Source organism: Thalassospira sp. MCCC 1A01148 (genome assembly GCF_001613795.1).
Taxonomy (GTDB): Bacteria; Pseudomonadota; Alphaproteobacteria; order Rhodospirillales; family Thalassospiraceae; genus Thalassospira.
The window spans coordinates 113149-130470 of sequence record NZ_LPVZ01000001.1 but is presented as its reverse complement, the minus strand read 5'-3'; the positions used below and the strand labels follow the sequence as shown (position 1 = coordinate 130470).

Sequence of the window (17322 nt, the reverse complement as noted above, 5' to 3'; positions counted from 1 at the left end):
ACCGGCCCACAGGTTTGTGCAAACACAACACCCCCGCCTGAATGTTCAGGCGGGGGTGTTGTGTTAAAATCAGTCAGCGATGGATCGCGATCAGTCGGCGATGGATGCCTCTGCGATCTGAACAGCGTTCAGGGCAGCACCCTTCAACAGCTGATCACCGGCAACAAACAGTTCCAAACCATGATCACCAAAGATCAGGTTGGTACGGATGCGGCCAACTTCGACGTCATACTGTTCGGTCGCGGTCAGCGGCATCGGATATTTGTTGTTTGCCGGATCATCGACAAGCTTCACACCCTTGGCTTTTGCCAGCACGTCGCGCGCGGCATCCGGCGTAACGGCCTTTTCGGTTTCAACCACAATCGCCTCGGAATGGGTCCGCTCGGTCGGGATGCGAACCGCGGTGCATGAAATCGGCAGATCCGGCGCGCCAAAGATTTTGCGCGTTTCCCAAGTCACCTTCATTTCTTCACGGGTGTACCCGTTGTCCTGGAAGCTATCGATATGCGGGATCACGTTAAAGGCCAGCGGCGACGAGAACACCTCTGCCGGGACCGGCTTGCCTTCAAGACCAGCGGCCAGACCTTCGCGCAGTTCGTTCATGCCCGGCTGACCGGCACCTGATGCGGCCTGATAGGTCGAAACGATCACTTTCTTCAGACCAAAGGCCTGATGCAGCGGCCAAAGTGCAACTGCGGCGATTGCCGTGGTGCAGTTCGGGTTTGCGATCAGTTTTGCGGTCTTGGCAAGGTCGCCATTGATTTCCGGCACGATCAGCGGAACATCGTCATTCAGACGGAACGCCGAGGAGTTATCAATCACCAGCGCGCCTTCGGCGATCTTGGGTGCATATTCCTTGGCAAAGTCACCGGAAACGGCAAGGAAGACAATGTCGCACTGCTTGGCTTCTTCAACGGAAAACAGCGCGACGGTCTTAGTGCCGAATTTAGTCTCCACGGTCTTGCCCGCTGAACGCTCGGAAGCGAACAGGGTGAGTTCACCCACTGGGAACTTGCGATCAAACATAACGTTGATCAGCTCGACGCCAACCGCACCGGTTGCGCCGATCACACCGACATGGAGATTTTCGGCACTCATAATAGTTGTCTAACCTCGTATAAAAATTACTGTCATATTCGACTGCCGCGATCATTCGCGGGCCGCGCATTATAGGGATTTATCCAAACAAGGCAAATCCACGTTGCTGCATCGCACGCATGCGCGCTGTTGTCCTGTGTCTAACGCCGAAGACAACAGATTGTTCCAAACCGTTTTCCAACGCCGGAATTGAAAAATCCGCCCTTCGACTGAACCACCGCCAAGCAGATGTCAAAGGGCGGATTTAGCCGCCATAAAGACGGCATATCCAGACTATGAAAAAGAATCGGCTGATCGTCTTGATGTTCGATCAGGCGAATGCACTGATCACATCAGGCAATGTTTGGCGAAATCGGTCGCCTCGTTTGCTGTCCAGTCGCCTTTCGGCTTTTCCTTAAGGTCATTACACCATTCCTCGCTGCCCACCTCGGGCGAGCATGCGGAAACAGCACCCGCCAGGAAAAGAACCGCAAGGGCCCCGGCGATTTTGGTCGTGATCGTTTTCTGCAGTTTCATGTCCGTGTCCACTGTTTGTGTGTTTGTTATTAACGCTACAAACTTATACACGGTGCCAAAATGACGCAAAGTAAACCTGCGATCTGTGGCAACCGTCACAGATCGACACCAACAATCATCAAAAAGAAAATCAGGGGTCAGTCGCGCCAGAAGGACGGCATCAACAGCACAAGAAGCGTCTCGAACTCAAGTCGGCCCAGAACCATCGCAACATCCAAAATCCACTTCGCGGAATCCGGCAAGGACTGGAAATTGCCCGCAGGTCCGATGATATTGCCCAGCCCCGGCCCGACATTGGCAAGTGACGTTGCCGCAGCACTCATCGACGTAATCAGATCAAGCCCCGTCAGACCAAGGGCAACCGTCACCGCGATATAGCTGATGGTCAGAAGAAATACATAGACCGTCACGGCGTTATAGATGTCGGACGTGATTTCATGGCGGTCAATGCGGCTGACCACCACGGCCGACGGGCTGCGCAGGCGCATGAAATGGGCACGAAGCCCGGTAAACACGACATACAGGCGAAACATCTTGAAACCGCCCGATGTTGATCCCGAACAACCGCCGATAAAGGTCGCAAAGAAAAACAGCATGACTGCAGCCGGGCCCCACAAAAGGTAATCACCCGATGCATAGCCCGTGGTCGTAATCACCGACACAAGGTTGAACGCCGCCATGGTCAGCGACCGGAAGATGCCGTCATCAGAAATCTGCAACAGCCGCAGGGTCAGCAAAAATGTGAAACCTGCAATGATCAGGCAGAACAATTTGATCTGCTGATTGCCGATCACGGCCTTGATCGCCCGCTTGCGCAGAAACACCGCATAGGCGGTAAACGGCAATCCACCAAAGAACATGAACAGGATGGCTATCCAGTGCAGCGAAAGACTGGTGTCAAACTTGGCAAACGAAAGGTCCGAGGTGGCATACCCCCCGGTCGACAGCGTCGTCATGCCGTAATTGATCGCATCAAACCATCCCATGCCAAAGATGCGATACAGCACAATGCACACCAGGGTCAGAACCGAATAGATCATCACGATCTGCAGGCACATATCGCGCATGCGACCGCTGAGTTTTTCGGATCGATCCGAACTTTCCATCTGGAAAAGCTGCATGCCGCCAACCCGCATCATCGGCAACAGGGCAAGGGCAGTCACAATAATCCCGATACCGCCAAGCCACTGCATGATCGACCGCCAGATCAACAAGCCCGGCGGCAAATGATCCAGACCCGACAGGATCGTCGACCCCGTCGTTGTCAGACCCGAAACAGTTTCAAAGACCGCATCACAGAAACTGAGCTCAAGCGACGAATACCAAAGCGGCAGTGCCCCGGTCAGGCTAACAGCAATCCATGAAACCACTGTCAGAACGTAACCCTGGCGTGCGGTTACACGCGGGCCGATATCAGACCGACAGGCAAGACATGCCATGCCACCCAGCCCGATTGTCGTAATCGACGCTTGTGCAAAAATCTTCCAGTCCGGGTTGCCATAAGCAAGATCAACAGCAGCAGGCACCATCATCGATATCCCGATGATAATGACCATCACCCCGACGACGAAAAAGATGGGTTGCAGACGGAACAAACAAGTTTCCCTGACAGCAAAAGACAAACCCGCTTGTAGCGCCAAACGTCTTTGGATGCATCCGGTTATTGTGCATGGCACCCGTGAGGCCGCTGACCGTTACGCGCCCTCACCCGACAAATGCGTCATCATTTTGCCGTTCTTTTTGCTTGTCCTGTCGCCATGACCGTAGTGTCATTCCCACAAAGTTTGAATGTCGCTCAAATTCCTGAAGACCATAGAGGCCAGTTTGAAACGCGTTACCCGCCTGATCGCCCTACTTGCTATTCCAGCCCTGATTGCCCTTGCTCTGCACTGGCACAGCGCACCGGTCCGTGCCGCCGACACTTCACCTGGCCTTTCCAGTCCGGGCGGGCTTGTCACCAAGGGGCGTGATATTCTGGTCATTGATGGCGACACCATCATGATTGCCGGGCAAGTCGTCGATATCGCGGGGATGGATGCCCCCGAACTTGGTCAGCAATGCCTGCATAATGGCAGTTTCTGGGATTGCGGCATGTCGTCGGCCATGCAATTGCGCAAATATTTCGCCATGGCCCCGTTTGACGTTCATTGCTGGCCGGGCGATCAGGCGCGCGCGGGCGAAGCAGATGGCTTCCCCGTGGTCGAATGCGGCATCGGCGAACGCGATGTGGCAGCAGCCATGATCAGCGACGGCGAAGCATTCCCGATTGCGGGCTATTCCCATCGCTATGACCGCCTGTCGCAAGATGCCGGCAATGCCGGGATCGGCATTCATGGCGGTGATTTGATCGCACCAGCCGATTGGCGCAAAGGGGATCGACTTGATGGCGAAAACGCGCGTTGCCTCTTTGTCGATGATGGTAACGGCAATTACCTCAGCACACTCGACCCACGCTTTAGCCAATATGAAAGCAAGGATCTGAAAAAGATCTGCAGTGACGAAGAAGCCCGCGAAATGAACCTGCAATACCGCGCACCGGCCCCATAATCCACGCGGACCGTTTTTAATTCATCCGTACCTGCATCTTTTTGCCAGAACACGCGTCTTCCTGTGCATCACAATGACCACACAGGAGAATTCAAAATGCGCCTGCAACTTGCCCTGAATGTCAAAAACCTTGATCGGGCCATCAAATTCTACAGCGAAATGTTTGCAACCCCGGTTCACAAACAACGCCCGGGATATGCCAACTTTGAAATTGCCCAACCGCCACTGAAACTTGTTTTGTTTGAACATCCCGGCGCAGATGAGCACCTCAATCACATTGGTGTTGAATGCCAAAGCCCGTCGGAATTTGACGCGGCATCAGATCGCCTGCATGCGGGCAATCTGAGCACAAGCGATGTCGCTGAGACAGGTTGCTGTCACGCCAAACAATCAAAATTCTGGACAAAGGAACCAGACGGTCTGGCGTGGGAATGGTATCGCATCCTTGATGATGATCCCGACAGCGCTCAAAATGAAACCGGTTCATCAAGTGCGGGGTGTTGCGGCCAACAGCCCGGCAAGGAATCAGAAACTCAACAGGTATGTTGCGCCTGACGCCATGAAATTCGCCCCCGTTTCCGACACATCTTCTGATTGGCAGGCCCTGCAAAAGGGCCTGCACAGATTTGTTCAAAGTCGCGTCCCGCGTGACGCGGTTGATGACGTTGTCTCAGATATTCTCGAAGCCATCATTCGCAACAGATCAAGCCTTGCCATCGCATCCAATCCATCGGCATGGATTTATGCCACCGCACGCAGCAAACTTGTTGATTACTATCGCAAGAAAAGTCGCGAACGCAGTGCGCTTGACGCCCTGCAATCAGACCCGACAACAGAAACACCAAACAATTTGAACCGAACAACTGATGATGATGCGGATGTTAATGGTCTGAACGATTGTCTGACCGGGATCATCTCGACAATGGCTGCCGGTGATCAGAATATTCTGCGCGCCATTGACCTCAACCGCACCCGCCAGATCGACTTTGCAACCCAGAACAACCTTGCGCTGCCAACCGTCAAATCACGCATTCAACGCGCGCGCAAACGCCTGCGAAACCGAATGATCGCCTGTTGCCCGGACGGGGGCATGTCGACATGCGAACGGACATGCATAACCGCTACATCATGCGCAGCAGACTGAGGATTTTCAAAACGTGATTTTGTCAGGAAAAGCTTGGAGCGGGTGAAGGGAATCGAACCCTCGTATGCAGCTTGGGAAGCTGCTGTTCTACCATTGAACTACACCCGCGAAGCGCGCGATTTATAGCCCGCTTTTCCAATCAACGCAAGCCGGTCACATTCCGATCCACCGATTTAATTTCCCTGATCAAATCCGGAAAATCTTAGCCATCCGGCATCATGCGCCAGATCGCGCTGGCATTGTCATCTGAAATCAGGATCGACCCGTCGATATAGTGTTTCACATCAACCGGACGCCCGATCACTTCGCCATTGCTGCGCAGGAATCCGCTAAGGAACGGGTTTTCTGTCACTGGCTTGCCATTGATGAATTCAACCCGGACCACCTCGTACCCGTCCGGGACGGTTCGGTTCCACGATCCATGCAGCGCAACCAGTGCATCACCGTCATCAAAGGCAAACCCAAGCGGCGCATTGTGGGCATTAAAGGTAAATTCCGGGAAAATGACCTCTTCCGGGACCGTTTCATCGGCAAATTGCGGGCTTCTGGTGTCATTGCCCGCATACCACGGATACCCGAAAAACTGGCCGGACTGACGGGCGCGATTAAGCTCCTCGCGCGGGACATTGTCGCCCAGATGATCGCCCCCATTGTCGGTAAACCAAAGTTCGTCCGTTTCAGGATGGAACGTCAGCCCGACAGAGTTGCGAATCCCGCTTGCATAAACTTCGGGCGCGCCCCCATTGACCGGAATGGAAATGATCGTGCCTTCAAGGCCACTGACCTTGCAGATATTGCACGGTGCCCCAACCGCAACAAACAGGCGATCGCCATTCGGCGAAAGGGTCGCATAGCGCCAGCCGTGATGGCTTTTATCGGGCAGATTGGTAAACAGGATGCGCGGCGGGCCAAGACGTTCGCCATCAAAATTGGCAAGGTCGTAAGAAACAATACGATGCTGATCGGCAACAAACAGGGTCCCCGGTTTATAGACAATGCCGTTGGCCTGCTTGAAATCATCAGCAATCAGATTGACCTCCTCGCCAACGCCATCGCTGTCTTCATCACGGACAAAATAAAGATTGGGTCCGCGCGTGCCGACAAAAATGCCGCCCAGTTCCGGGGCCACTGCGATGGTTCGGGCGTTGGGAACCTCGGCAAAGACCGACAGGCGATAGCCGCTTTCCGCACTTAGCAATGACTGCACGCGTGCGACCCTCTCAGAAACCTGTTGGGCATTGGCTGAAAGGCTTGTTGCCGACATCGCCACGACAGCAAGGGTGCACAAACACAAACGCCCGGCCCATCGGCGTGCGCTGTGCAACTGGCGACGGAAGTCCGGGCGTAAATATCGGGTCATCCTGAAATCTCCTTGTCTGGCAATCGGCCTTACAAGGGATACGGTTGGTTTCCCCAGGTCGATTAACGAACGCGTTCAGAGATCGGGGCGTTGACCGACAGTTCCATGTCCCACGGGAAGTAAATCCACGTATCCTGAGACACTTCGGTCACAAAGCTATCAACAATTTCGCGGCCAAGCGGCTTGGCGTAAACGGTTGCGAAATGCGCTTTCGGAAGTCTTTCACGCACAGCCTTGGCGGTTTTGCCGGTATCGACCAGATCATCGATGATCAGCATATCGGTGCCGTCACCTTCGATGTCTTTCAGCCATTCCAGATCACCACGCGTCTTGTCAGAGTAACTACGAACACAGACGGTATCAATCAGGCGAATATCAAGTTCGCGTGCAATGATGGCCGCAGGCACAAGACCACCGCGGGTGATTGCCACGATTCCCTTGTACGGGCCTTGTTCCAAAAGTCGCCATGCCAGTGCACGGGCGTCGCGATGCATCTGTTCCCAGGAAACCGGGAAACCTTTGTTATAAGCAGCTTCGCTCACAAGAATTCTCCTGCGCCAGATCAGTTCGCCAAATGAATGTGCCCGGACATCACCACAAGGCACCTTCATCCAGACCCGCATTCCACAAAATCAAGCCGCTTAACTACGCCGAGTTGGACAGGAAGGCAAGTATTCGCTGGCACATTGGTTACTGTGAATTCATCCGTGCCTGCAGCAAGGTCGAAAAATCCTTGCCCAGTTTCTCGACGGGCGCGGACCAGTCACCGGGCTTTTCCTGTCGGTAGATGCGCATGGTCGGGTACCAGGGGCTGTCGGACCGATCAACCATCCACCGCCAGTCAGTTGTATAAAGCTGCAGCATCCAGACCGGAATGCCAAGTGCGCCAGCAAGATGGGCGGGTGAACTGTCAATCGTGATCACCAGATCCATTTCGCGCATCAGTGCAGCACTATCACCGAAATCATGAATATGATCGCCAAGATCGGTGACAAATGCATGCAGGCCAAGTCGGTCGATATCGGCCCGGCGTTCATCAATCTGGAAACTGTAGAACGCCGCACCCTTGGCAGACAACATCGGCAAGAATGTCTCAAGCGGGCAGGATCGATCGCGCGGGTTAAGTTTGCCTGCCCAAATCAGCCCGACCTTCAGCGCCGTCCCCGGTGGCGGTGCCAGTCGGGCCCGCTTGCCTTGCGGCGGCGCAAGGTAACTATCGGTCGAAGTTTTCTGAAGGTCCTTTTCACCGATGCCCATCACATGCGGCAGGCTCAGAAGTGGCACATGCACATCAAATTCCGGAACGGCACGGCCCTTCTCAACCACCGTATCGACGCCGGCCACGGTCTTCATGATCGGGACCAGTTCCTTGCGGCATTCAAGGATGACATGACCCGCCTTCTTGGCCACCAATGGCACAAAGCGGGCAAACTGGATCATGTCGCCAAAGCCCTGCTCGGCGCGCAGCAAAATACGCTTGCCGCGCAGGTCCGTCTTGCCATCCCACTCCGGCGCAGAATCAAGCGGGCGGATCGGATTATCAGCAAGCTTGCGACGGGTTTCATATCCTGCCCAGCCTTCGGCATAGTTACCAAGGGCCAGATGGGCCAATGACCGGTCCCAGTTTGCATCGACATAATCCGGGTCGATTTCCAGGGCGCGCTCAAAATACTCCAGCGCCGCCTCAAAGCGGTTCATATCACGATAGACAAGCCCGGCATTAAACGTGTGCGACTTGACGGTGTCATCAAGCTCAAGTGCCTTCTTGTGGGCAACAAGCGCCTCTTCAAAACGCATCATTTCGCGCAGGCAATTGCCCATATTCGACCACAACCCGGCATTTCCCGGCCGAATGTCGGCGGCCCTGCGATATGCAATCAGGGCTGCGTCGAACTTCTTGCTTCGACGCAGTGCGACACCAAGGTTGTTCCATACATCTGGCTGATTGGGGTTCTGACGAAGGGCGGTACTGTAAAGTCGAATGGCATCATCAATCTGGCCCGCCTGATGGGCGGCAAGGCCACGCTGGAACAGATCACTGATCACCTGACGGCGCTGCACGGCAACGTCTTCACTTTGCTGTGCAGCTGCGCTGGCGGTTGATGCCTCGACTTCATCTGAATTGGTCGTCGCCGCACTGGCGGCAGTAACCGCATCATCCTGATTGGCTGTTTTGCTTTTCGCCGAAGATTTCGGTGTCTTCTTTGCCGACCGCTTCTTGCGTGTTGTTGCCGCTTTCGCCATGCGCGCTCCCCTGTGCTTCTGCCCGGATCAGGCAAAAGCCATCGCCCCGTAAAGGCATTTCAAAAAAAGACGGACCACATCCCTCACCGGACGTTGCGGCACGGCGCAGCCCTATTAGCAAAAACCTAATTTAGCAAAAAAGCCTTACCAATAAGTGGATTTATTCATGTGGTTTATCGAAATGAAATATTAACCACGCCAGGCAGTTATTCTTGGCTGCACGCGGGTCTTCGGGCTACGGCCCTAACGCAATGGATCGCGTTTTTGCGCGTCCATATCAAGGCGCATCATCATCATGTCGTCGAGATCAGCATAACCATGCAAACGATAAAGCGCCTGCATATCCGCTGTTGCCAAAAGCCAGCGTTTCACACGCTGCAATTCCCGATGGGCATGCAAGGCATCAAGCATCTTTGCCGCAATCCCCATGCGCCGGTACTCAGGATCCACAAAGACATCGGCAACATAGGCGATGGCGATCAGGTCACTGACCACACGCGCAAAACCAACCTGACGCCCATCGCAATAAGCCCCAACGGGAAAGGACATTTCCACAGACCGGTCAAATTCACCGCGTGTCCGCCCACCAGACCAATAGGACGCGGCGATAAAATCATAGCAGCAATCAAGATCAAGCCGCGCCCGATCCATACTGATTTCAATGGTTTTATCGCCATCTGCCATCATGGGGCTCCCATCCGGGCGCGTTGGTTATTTCAGATAAACAGCAACAGCCAGTGCCGCAATCGCCACCCACAGAACCAATGTCTGGCGTGAAACACCACCAGATTTGCGCTGACCATTGCCTGATTTACCGCGCATCGCTGCAACCGTATCAGGATGGAGACGAAGCCCCTGTTCGGTGAAGACGGCGGACGCCTGTTCGGCGGCTTCAAGCACACGGGGCAGACGGCGCAGCATCGTTCCCGCCTGAAGGGTCGCTTCCTTGACCTTGGCTTCCGGACCAAGGTTTTCGCGCATCCAGTCTTCAATCAACGGACGCGAAAGCTCCCACATGTTCTCATTCGGGCTCAGAATGCGTGAAAGTCCCTCGGCGACGATCATGGTTTTCTGCAACATCAGAAGCTGTGGCTGGGTTTCCATACCGAACTGTTCGGTAATCTGGAAAAGCTGCCCCAACAAGCGCCCGACCGAAATATCGGCCAGTTCCTTGCCCAGGATCGGCTCGCCAATCGAACGACAAGCCTGCTGAAAATGTTCAAGCGACTGATTGCGCGGCACGTAACCCGCTTCGAAATGAACCTCGGCCACGCGGTGATAATCGCGGGTCAAAAAGCCCAGAAGCATCTCGGCCAGATAAAGGCGGGTCTGTTTGTCCACCCGGCCCATAATGCCGAAATCAACCAGGCTGACCCGACCGTTTTCATCAACAAACAGGTTGCCCGGATGCATGTCCGCGTGGAAAAATCCGTCACGGAAGACCTGCTGGAAAAATGCCCCGGCCGCCTTGGCAAGCAAGTCGGACCGATCAATGCCCATGCGGTCAAGCGCCTCGACATTATCAATCCGCACACCCTTGACCCGTTCCATGGTCATCACGTGTTCGGCGGTGCGTTCCCAGTCAATCTGGGGAATGTAATAGGACGGGTCATCTTCGAAATTGTCACGGAATTCCGATGCTGCCGCCGCCTCAAACCGCAAATCCATTTCAAGATGCACGCTGTCTTCAAGTGCCTTGACCGTTTCAATCGGTTTAAGACGACGCAGGCGCGGCTGGGTCAGCTCGACAATTTCCGCAACCCAGTAAAACAGGTCCATATCGCGGGCAAAACGCACCTTGATATCCGGGCGCAGGACCTTGACGGCGACTTCCCGTCCGTCGGTCGTGGTCGCGAAATGCACCTGTGCGATGGATGCTGCGGCAACCGGCTGTTCATCAAATTCGGCAAACAGCACGTCAAACGGCTCATCAAGCTGTTCGGTGATGATGCGCTTGGCAATCTTCGCCGAAAATGGTGGCAGTCGATCCTGAAGGGATGACAGATCTGCCGCCACATCGTCCCCGATCAAATCGGACCGGGTCGCAAGGGTCTGGCCAAGCTTGATAAAGGCCGGGCCGAGTTCCTCAAGCGCACGCGCCAGTCGTTTGCCCGGCGGCAGGTCGGAGCGGCGCGAAAACGGTGCTGTCAGGCGGGCCAGAAAAGCCACAAGCTTGCCGCCCGGCACAAGGGCCAGCGGGAACAGCGCATCATAGCGCGCCAAAGTGCGCGCCATGGCAAGCAGGCGGAAACTGTTACGAACAAAACGGATCATGCGTCAAACGCCCTCAAATCCGCCAACCGGAATGTATGGCCGCAATTCCGCCAGACAGGTTACGATATTTCACCCGCTCAAACCCGGCAGCGCGGATCATCGATGCAAAAGTTTCCTGATCCGGGAACTTGCGAATGCTTTCCGCCAGATACTGATAGGCCTCGCGATTGCCCGCAATAAAACGGCCGATTTCCGGCAACAGCTTGAACGAATAGGTATCGTAAAGCTTGTCAAAGCCCGGCACGATGACCTTGGAAAACTCAAGGCACTGGAATTTTCCGCCCGGACGCAGCACGCGGTAGGCTTCCGAAAGCGCTTCGTCGATGCGCGTCACATTGCGAATGCCAAAGGCAATGGTATAGGCATCAACCGACTGATCGGGCAGCGGCAATTTCTGCGCATCACCGACGGTCCAGTTGATGTTTTTAAGAAGCCCGTGATCAACCGCGCGGTCGCGCCCGACATGGAGCATCTCATAGTTGATGTCACAAACCGTGACAGAACCACCGCCATTTTTCAGAAAGCGAAACGCAATATCCCCGGTGCCCCCGGCAACGTCGAGAAGCTTCATTCCCGGACGCGGCTTGAGCTCGTTGATGAAGCTGTCCTTCCACAAGCGATGCACCCCACCGCTCATCAGATCGTTCATCAAATCATACTTGGACGCGACAGTGTCGAACACCTCACGCACCATGGATGCCTTCTGGCTTTCGGGAACATCACGAAAACCAAAGTGGGTTGTGTTTTCGCCGGTTTCGCCCGCGGCAGGGTCTGTGTTCTTACTCATGGGCGGGAAAATAGCGCAGCAATGATTATCCTGCCAGTGGAAAGCCACGCCAATACGCAAATATCCTGTTGGATCGTGGTCATTTCTGGTAAGTCAATCAGACGCACCAAGCGTTTGCCAAGAAGATTAGAGTGAAGACAAGGACAGGATAGCCCGATGAGCTGCATGGTCAAAATCTGTGGAATTAACAGCGAAGATGCCGCGATTGCCGCCATGAGTGCCGGGGCAGATGCCCTTGGATATGTCTTCTTCCCGCCAAGCCCGCGTCATATATCGCTTAAAGGGGCCAAGACGCTCACCGAACGCGTCCCCAACAGCATTTACAAGGTCGGCCTGTTTGTTGAAGCCGGTGATGAGGCGCTTGAAAACGCAATCACGGCCGGCAACCTTGATGTCATTCAGCTTCACGGCAAGGAAAGCCCCGAACGCGTGGCCGAGGTCAAGGAACGCTTTGGCCTTAAGGTCATGAAAGCCATTTCGGTCAGCACGGCCGATGACATCGAAAACGCCAAGAAGACCTATGACGGTGTTGCCGATTTTCTGTTGTTTGATGCCAAGCCCCCCAAGGACAGCGTTCTTCCGGGCGGCAATGCGGTTTCATTCGACTGGACGCTTCTGACGGGGCAGAATTTCCAAAGCAACTGGATGCTGGCCGGTGGCCTTGATCCCAGCAATGTCGCCGAAGCCGTCAAGATTTCCGGCGCACCATGGGTGGACGTGTCATCGGGTGTGGAACGCACCAAGGGCGTCAAGGACCCGCGCAAGATCTCCGCCTTCATCCAGGCGGCAAAGGGTTACTGAACATCCTGATCAGGTGGTTTAACCTTTTCTGAAATGATTGGCGCAAAACTTGGCGGGCAAAAGTGCAACCACTGCCCGGACAAAGTACGCGCGCCATGAAACCGACCCTTCGATCAAGAACCCAGAAACTTCTGCATGGTGTGGACCGGGAATCACGATTTTCCCTGTTTGTGCATCTGGTTTTGGCCAGTGCGATCATCATCAATGTCGTTTCAGTCATCTTTGATTCGGTCCACGCCTTTGCCGAACGCTATTTCATTCTGTTTGCCACAATCGAGATCGTCTGCACCCTGATTTTCGCACTCGAATATGGCTTGCGTGTCTGGTCCGCCCCCGACAATCCGCGCTTTAGTGGCCGCTTTGCACGTCTGCGCTATATGCTGACCCCGATGGCACTGATTGATCTTCTGGCAATCCTGCCGATCTTCCTGTGGTTCTTTACCAGCATTGATTTGCGCTTTATCCGCATCGTCCGGTTGCTGCGTCTTTTGAAGTTCACCCGCTATTCAACCGGGCTGGAGCTGATGATGCTGGTGTTTCGCCAGCAAATGGGCATCTTCGGTGCCGCCAGTGCCGCCCTTGCCTGCATGCTGGTCTTTAGTGCCGGGGCGATTTACCTCGCCGAACACCAGGCCCAGCCAGAAAAATTCGGCAATCTTCTTGATGCACTCTATTGGAGCGTCATCACCCTTGCCACGGTTGGCTATGGCGATGTTGTTCCCGTCACGCCATTTGGCAAATTTCTGGCCAGCATCATCTCATTGACCGGTATCGGGATTGTTGCCGTGCCAGCCGGTATTCTGGCATCGGCCTTCAACGCCGAACTGCGCCGCCGCGAAAACGAATATCGCCACAAGGCCACCCGCCAGTTGCTGGGCAAACGCCTGACTGAGCGGGTCCGACACAAGCTGCGTTCCCATCAGGAAGAGCTTGGCATCAGCGAAGAACAGGCCCAATCAATTATCGAGGACATCCGCGATGTGCATCACAATGAAAGCGACGAAATCCTGACCTGTCCGCATTGCCATCAGCCACTGCATCTTGAGCTGCACGACGCCGAAACACCCCCACCGACGCAAAAGTCTTGACGCCCGGTTTTTTTGGGCACATGGTTGAGCTATGAAAACACACGGCATGAACCCGACCCGCATTGCAAATCATTGGTGGTGGCTCGCTTAAGCGGGCGGCCAAAATCATGCCCTGAACATACCGGCCGCCTCATTCTTGCAGGCGGCTTTGTGTTTTCAGACTTCTTCTTCCCTGTCTTTAGATCACATTGCTCCTGCGGCGAAAGGCCCACACAGGAGTAAAAAGACGTGACGACCCCGACAAGCCAAACCGGCATTTCCGCTGACAGCAGCGAATATCGCTATACCACCGATGGCGGTGTTTCGGTCATTCGCCGCATGACCGAAATGCCATACGAAAACGCAACCGAGGGCCTGATTGATGCCCTTGATGGCACCAAGGGTGTGTTGCTGTCTTCAAGCTATGAGTTTCCGGGGCGCTATTCACGCTGGGATATGGGTTTTGATGCCCCGCCGCTTGAAATTGTCGGGCGTGAACGCGGCTTTGCGGTGCATGCACTGAATGATCGCGGGCAGGTATTGCTGGATACCATTTCAGCGGCGCTTGAAAACCATCCCCATGTCGAAAGCCTGACCAACGGCGAAGACGGGCTTTATGGCGTGGTCAAAAAACCCGCCGCCTGGTTCCCCGAAGAAGAACGCAGCCAGCAACCCAGCCTGTTTTCCGTTGTTCGCGCACTGCGCGATCTGTTCGGGCACAAGGGCGATGAACGGCTTGGGCTTTATGGGGCGTTTGGCTATGACATCGCGCTTCATTTCGAACAGATCAATCTGGCTCAGGACCGCCCGGCCGATCATAAGGACATCCACCTGTTCCTGCCCGATCAACTGGTGACAGTCGACCATGCCTCGCACGTGGCGACCCGCTTTGATTATGAATTTATCGCACCCGATGGCCGCAGCACTGCGGGTCTTGAGCGCATTTCCCAACCCCACCCGCCATCACGTGGCAACAACGCCACCATCGAAAACGATATGAAACAAGGCGAATATGCCGCCATTGTTGACGACGCCAAGCAACGCTTTGCCCGTGGGGAATTGTTCGAAGTCGTGCCAAGCCGCGTTTTCCGCACCCCGTGCGATACCAGGCCATCGGAAATCTTCCGGCGCCTCAAACGTCGCAACCCTGCGCCCTATGGCTTCCTGATCAATCTCGGGGACGGTGAACATCTGATTGGCGCATCGCCGGAAATGTATGTCCGGGTCAAGGGACAGCGTATCGAAACCTGCCCGATTTCCGGCACCATCGCGCGTGGCCGCGACGCGATTGAGGATGCCGAAAACATCCGAACTCTTTTGAACTCCGCCAAGGAAGAATCGGAACTCACCATGTGCACCGATGTCGACCGCAACGACAAGGCGCGCGTCTGCAAACCGGGCAGCATCCGCATTCTGGGTCGGCGTCAGATCGAAATGTATTCGCGCCTGATCCACACGGTCGATCACGTCGAAGGCCGCCTGCGTGACGGGTTTGATGCGCTCGATGCCTTCCTGACCCATTGCTGGGCCGTGACCGTGACCGGCGCGCCCAAACGCGCCGCGATGAAACATATCGAAACCGTCGAACGCAGTTCCCGCGCCTGGTATGGCGGGGCGATTGGGGCGGTTTTGTGCAATGGCGATCTGAACACTGGCCTGACGCTGCGTACTGTCCGCCTTAAACAGGGTGTCGCCGAAGTCCGGGCTGGCGCGACGCTTCTGTTTGATAGCGAACCGGACGCCGAAGAAGCCGAAACCGTGCTGAAGGCATCGGCAATGATTGATGCCGTCACCCGCGATGCCAAGGATGAGCTTCCCCTTGATCCGACGGTATCTGGCGTTGGCAAACGCGTGCTGCTGATCGATCACGAAGACAGCTTTGTGCAGAACCTTGCCAGTTACATCCGCGCCACGGGGGCAGAAACCCTCACACTTCGTCCGGGCTTCCCCGATCAGGCGTTCGAGGATTTCAAACCTGATCTGGTGTTCCTGTCGCCGGGTCCCGGGCGCCCGGAAGACTATCACCTGCGTGATAGTATCGAACGCGCTCTTGCTGCCGGGCTGCCGGTGTTCGGGGTTTGCCTTGGATTACAGGGAATTGTCGAATTCTTTGGCGGATCACTGGGGCAACTTGTCACACCGATGCATGGCAAACCGTCAAAGGTGAAACTCGATACAACCGATCCGCTGTTTGATGGACTGCCCGAAGACATCGTTGTCGGGCGCTACCATTCCCTGTTTGCCAAGGCGGCTGAAATGCCAGCGGATATCGAAGTCACCGCGCGCAGTGACGATGGCGTCATCATGGGAATCCGCCACAAAAGCCTGCCGATCAGTGCCGTTCAGTTCCACCCTGAAAGCCTGCTCACCCTTCAGGGCGATGTCGGCATGCGCATGATCGCAAACCTTTTGCGCAACCCGCATGGCCAGCGCCCTGATGACGAGATCGAAGAACCCGAACAGGACGACACGACAAACAAGGAAGATACAGCGACCGATCACAAGGCCGCCTGACACCCATCACGACACCCTGATCTGCGTGGCGTGCCAAGCCCCCCCCTGTAAAGGCACCGCAAACCCGCAGATCAAACACAGCAACGGCCGCGCTCCTCCCTCGCGGCCGTTGCTTTTCTTTTTGGGGCTGCCGGACAATCTCAGCCAACGATCGCCTTGGTATCGGCACCTGCAAGTATCCGAATGGGACTGTCCGGGTCGGTTGCCGCCTGCCAGACAGCATCCACTACGTCTTCGACTGTGGTCATCAAACCGTCTGATGATTGCTCAAGCTTGGCAAAAACCTTGGTAACATGATCCTGATATGCTTCGGGGAAACCACCGGCATCTTTGATGCGCAGTTTAGCCGTGGTCCCGAACGGTGTTTCTGGCGCATGCCCCGGGACGACCAACCGCGCCCGAATGCCAAACGGCGGCAGCTCAAGCGCCAGTGTTTCGGTGAAATGGTTTACCGCCGCCTTGCTCGCGCCATAGACCGACAGCAGATCCATCGGCGCCAAAGCTGTTGACGACGACACATTGATAACCACGCCCGATCCTTGCGCGCGAAATTGCGCCAGCACCTCGCGGGTCATTGCCATTGTCCCAAATGTGTTGGTTTCAAAAATCGTGCGGATGACGTCATCTGACGTCCCTTCCAACGCATTCAGCCACCCAATCCCGGCATTATTGACCAGCACATCAATCTGTCCGGCCGCTGCGACCGCACGTCCGATGCTGTCCTCGTCAGTCACATCAAAGGGTAAAACAAGAAGGTTCTCCGATGCCGGAAAAAGGTCGGCGCGCGGGGTGCGCATGGTTGCAACCACCCGCCAGCCACGGTCCAGAAAGGCGCACGCAATCGCATGGCCGAACCCTGAAGAACATCCGGTGATCATTACGCTATTCATATCGGTGCCTCATTTTCGCAATTGGAATGGGCACATCCTAGACGTCAGAAACTGTACGTACTATAACAGGAAGTCCATGT

At 55.3% G+C, this 17322-nt stretch carries 16 protein-coding genes and 1 tRNA gene; 6 read left to right on the top strand and 11 right to left on the bottom strand.

The window, feature by feature from the left end; translation table 11 throughout:
* Nucleotides 1-90: 90 nt before the first annotated feature.
* From AUQ43_RS00615 to AUQ43_RS00605, 3 genes are all read right to left on the bottom strand, one after another.
* Nucleotides 91-1098 carry an aspartate-semialdehyde dehydrogenase gene (locus AUQ43_RS00615; protein WP_062953686.1) on the bottom strand — a complete coding sequence of 336 codons (1008 nt, stop codon included), beginning with the start codon at nucleotides 1096-1098 and terminating at the stop codon, nucleotides 91-93.
* 327 nt (nucleotides 1099-1425) lie between these two features.
* On the bottom strand, nucleotides 1426-1614 hold the full coding sequence (locus AUQ43_RS00610) for a DUF3012 domain-containing protein (RefSeq protein ID WP_008889117.1): 189 nt from the start codon (nucleotides 1612-1614) through the stop codon (nucleotides 1426-1428).
* Between the two features lie 137 nt (nucleotides 1615-1751).
* A complete protein-coding gene (locus AUQ43_RS00605; protein WP_232310545.1) occupies nucleotides 1752-3209 on the bottom strand; it encodes a TrkH family potassium uptake protein in 1458 nt (485 codons plus the stop codon).
* A 193-nt stretch (nucleotides 3210-3402) separates the two neighbouring features.
* Between AUQ43_RS00605 and AUQ43_RS00600 the strand changes: the two genes are divergently transcribed.
* The 3 genes from AUQ43_RS00600 to AUQ43_RS00590 all read left to right on the top strand — a co-directional run bounded on the left by AUQ43_RS00600 (nucleotide 3403) and on the right by AUQ43_RS00590 (nucleotide 5305).
* A complete protein-coding gene (locus AUQ43_RS00600) occupies nucleotides 3403-4161 on the top strand; it encodes a thermonuclease family protein (protein ID WP_232310544.1) in 759 nt (252 codons plus the stop codon).
* A gap of 96 nt (nucleotides 4162-4257) precedes the next feature.
* Complete coding sequence (locus tag AUQ43_RS00595; RefSeq protein WP_062953684.1) at nucleotides 4258-4716, top strand: ArsI/CadI family heavy metal resistance metalloenzyme; 459 nt, start codon at nucleotides 4258-4260, stop codon at nucleotides 4714-4716.
* A gap of 4 nt (nucleotides 4717-4720) precedes the next feature.
* Nucleotides 4721-5305 carry a sigma-70 family RNA polymerase sigma factor gene (locus tag AUQ43_RS00590; protein WP_062953683.1) on the top strand — a complete coding sequence of 195 codons (585 nt, stop codon included), beginning with the start codon at nucleotides 4721-4723 and terminating at the stop codon, nucleotides 5303-5305.
* 34 nt (nucleotides 5306-5339) lie between these two features.
* Here the strand turns inward: AUQ43_RS00590 and AUQ43_RS00585 are convergent.
* From AUQ43_RS00585 to ubiE, 7 genes are all read right to left on the bottom strand, one after another.
* Nucleotides 5340-5413 (bottom strand) — tRNA-Gly (locus AUQ43_RS00585).
* A gap of 94 nt (nucleotides 5414-5507) precedes the next feature.
* On the bottom strand, nucleotides 5508-6665 hold the full coding sequence (locus AUQ43_RS00580) for a sorbosone dehydrogenase family protein (protein WP_062953682.1): 1158 nt from the start codon (nucleotides 6663-6665) through the stop codon (nucleotides 5508-5510).
* A gap of 62 nt (nucleotides 6666-6727) precedes the next feature.
* On the bottom strand, nucleotides 6728-7207 hold the full coding sequence (gene gpt / locus AUQ43_RS00575; RefSeq protein WP_062953723.1) for a xanthine phosphoribosyltransferase: 480 nt from the start codon (nucleotides 7205-7207) through the stop codon (nucleotides 6728-6730).
* 148 nt (nucleotides 7208-7355) lie between these two features.
* Nucleotides 7356-8909: a tetratricopeptide repeat protein gene (locus AUQ43_RS00570; protein WP_062953681.1), complete on the bottom strand. Its 1554-nt coding sequence runs from the start codon at nucleotides 8907-8909 to the stop codon at nucleotides 7356-7358.
* A 243-nt stretch (nucleotides 8910-9152) separates the two neighbouring features.
* Nucleotides 9153-9596, bottom strand: coding sequence for a GNAT family N-acetyltransferase (locus tag AUQ43_RS00565; RefSeq protein WP_232310543.1), 444 nt, complete (start codon nucleotides 9594-9596; stop codon nucleotides 9153-9155).
* A 24-nt stretch (nucleotides 9597-9620) separates the two neighbouring features.
* Entirely contained in the window at nucleotides 9621-11183 is a 1563-nt protein-coding gene (gene ubiB / locus AUQ43_RS00560) for a 2-polyprenylphenol 6-hydroxylase (protein ID WP_062953680.1), read from the bottom strand.
* A 13-nt stretch (nucleotides 11184-11196) separates the two neighbouring features.
* The gene (gene ubiE / locus AUQ43_RS00555; RefSeq protein ID WP_062953679.1) at nucleotides 11197-11970 is read right to left on the bottom strand and encodes a bifunctional demethylmenaquinone methyltransferase/2-methoxy-6-polyprenyl-1,4-benzoquinol methylase UbiE; all 774 of its coding nucleotides are present in this window, start codon (nucleotides 11968-11970) and stop codon (nucleotides 11197-11199) included.
* Between the two features lie 156 nt (nucleotides 11971-12126).
* Between ubiE and AUQ43_RS00550 the strand changes: the two genes are divergently transcribed.
* The 3 genes from AUQ43_RS00550 (at nucleotide 12127) to AUQ43_RS00540 (ending at nucleotide 16352) form a co-directional block, all read left to right on the top strand.
* Nucleotides 12127-12771 carry a phosphoribosylanthranilate isomerase gene (locus AUQ43_RS00550; protein ID WP_062953678.1) on the top strand — a complete coding sequence of 215 codons (645 nt, stop codon included), beginning with the start codon at nucleotides 12127-12129 and terminating at the stop codon, nucleotides 12769-12771.
* A 95-nt stretch (nucleotides 12772-12866) separates the two neighbouring features.
* Entirely contained in the window at nucleotides 12867-13859 is a 993-nt protein-coding gene (locus AUQ43_RS00545) for an ion transporter (RefSeq protein WP_062953721.1), read from the top strand.
* 228 nt (nucleotides 13860-14087) lie between these two features.
* The gene (locus tag AUQ43_RS00540; RefSeq protein WP_062953677.1) at nucleotides 14088-16352 is read left to right on the top strand and encodes an anthranilate synthase component I; all 2265 of its coding nucleotides are present in this window, start codon (nucleotides 14088-14090) and stop codon (nucleotides 16350-16352) included.
* A gap of 140 nt (nucleotides 16353-16492) precedes the next feature.
* Here the strand turns inward: AUQ43_RS00540 and AUQ43_RS00535 are convergent, their stop codons facing one another.
* Nucleotides 16493-17242: an SDR family oxidoreductase gene (locus AUQ43_RS00535; protein WP_062953676.1), complete on the bottom strand. Its 750-nt coding sequence runs from the start codon at nucleotides 17240-17242 to the stop codon at nucleotides 16493-16495.
* Between the last annotated feature and the right edge of the window lie 80 nt (nucleotides 17243-17322).

Coding starts and splice junctions, on each gene's coding strand:
- AUQ43_RS00615 (WP_062953686.1), bottom strand. CDS start 1,098: ATGAGTGCCGAAAATCTCCATGTCGGTGTGATCGGCGCAACCGGTGCG.
- AUQ43_RS00610 (WP_008889117.1), bottom strand. CDS start 1,614: ATGAAACTGCAGAAAACGATCACGACCAAAATCGCCGGGGCCCTTGCG.
- AUQ43_RS00600 (WP_232310544.1), top strand. CDS start 3,403: ATGTCGCTCAAATTCCTGAAGACCATAGAGGCCAGTTTGAAACGCGTT.
- AUQ43_RS00595 (WP_062953684.1), top strand. CDS start 4,258: ATGCGCCTGCAACTTGCCCTGAATGTCAAAAACCTTGATCGGGCCATC.
- AUQ43_RS00590 (WP_062953683.1), top strand. CDS start 4,721: ATGAAATTCGCCCCCGTTTCCGACACATCTTCTGATTGGCAGGCCCTG.
- AUQ43_RS00580 (WP_062953682.1), bottom strand. CDS start 6,665: ATGACCCGATATTTACGCCCGGACTTCCGTCGCCAGTTGCACAGCGCA.
- AUQ43_RS00570 (WP_062953681.1), bottom strand. CDS start 8,909: ATGGCGAAAGCGGCAACAACACGCAAGAAGCGGTCGGCAAAGAAGACA.
- AUQ43_RS00565 (WP_232310543.1), bottom strand. CDS start 9,596: ATGATGGCAGATGGCGATAAAACCATTGAAATCAGTATGGATCGGGCG.
- ubiB (WP_062953680.1), bottom strand. CDS start 11,183: ATGATCCGTTTTGTTCGTAACAGTTTCCGCCTGCTTGCCATGGCGCGC.
- ubiE (WP_062953679.1), bottom strand. CDS start 11,970: ATGAGTAAGAACACAGACCCTGCCGCGGGCGAAACCGGCGAAAACACA.
- AUQ43_RS00550 (WP_062953678.1), top strand. CDS start 12,127: ATGAGCTGCATGGTCAAAATCTGTGGAATTAACAGCGAAGATGCCGCG.
- AUQ43_RS00545 (WP_062953721.1), top strand. CDS start 12,867: ATGAAACCGACCCTTCGATCAAGAACCCAGAAACTTCTGCATGGTGTG.
- AUQ43_RS00535 (WP_062953676.1), bottom strand. CDS start 17,242: ATGAATAGCGTAATGATCACCGGATGTTCTTCAGGGTTCGGCCATGCG.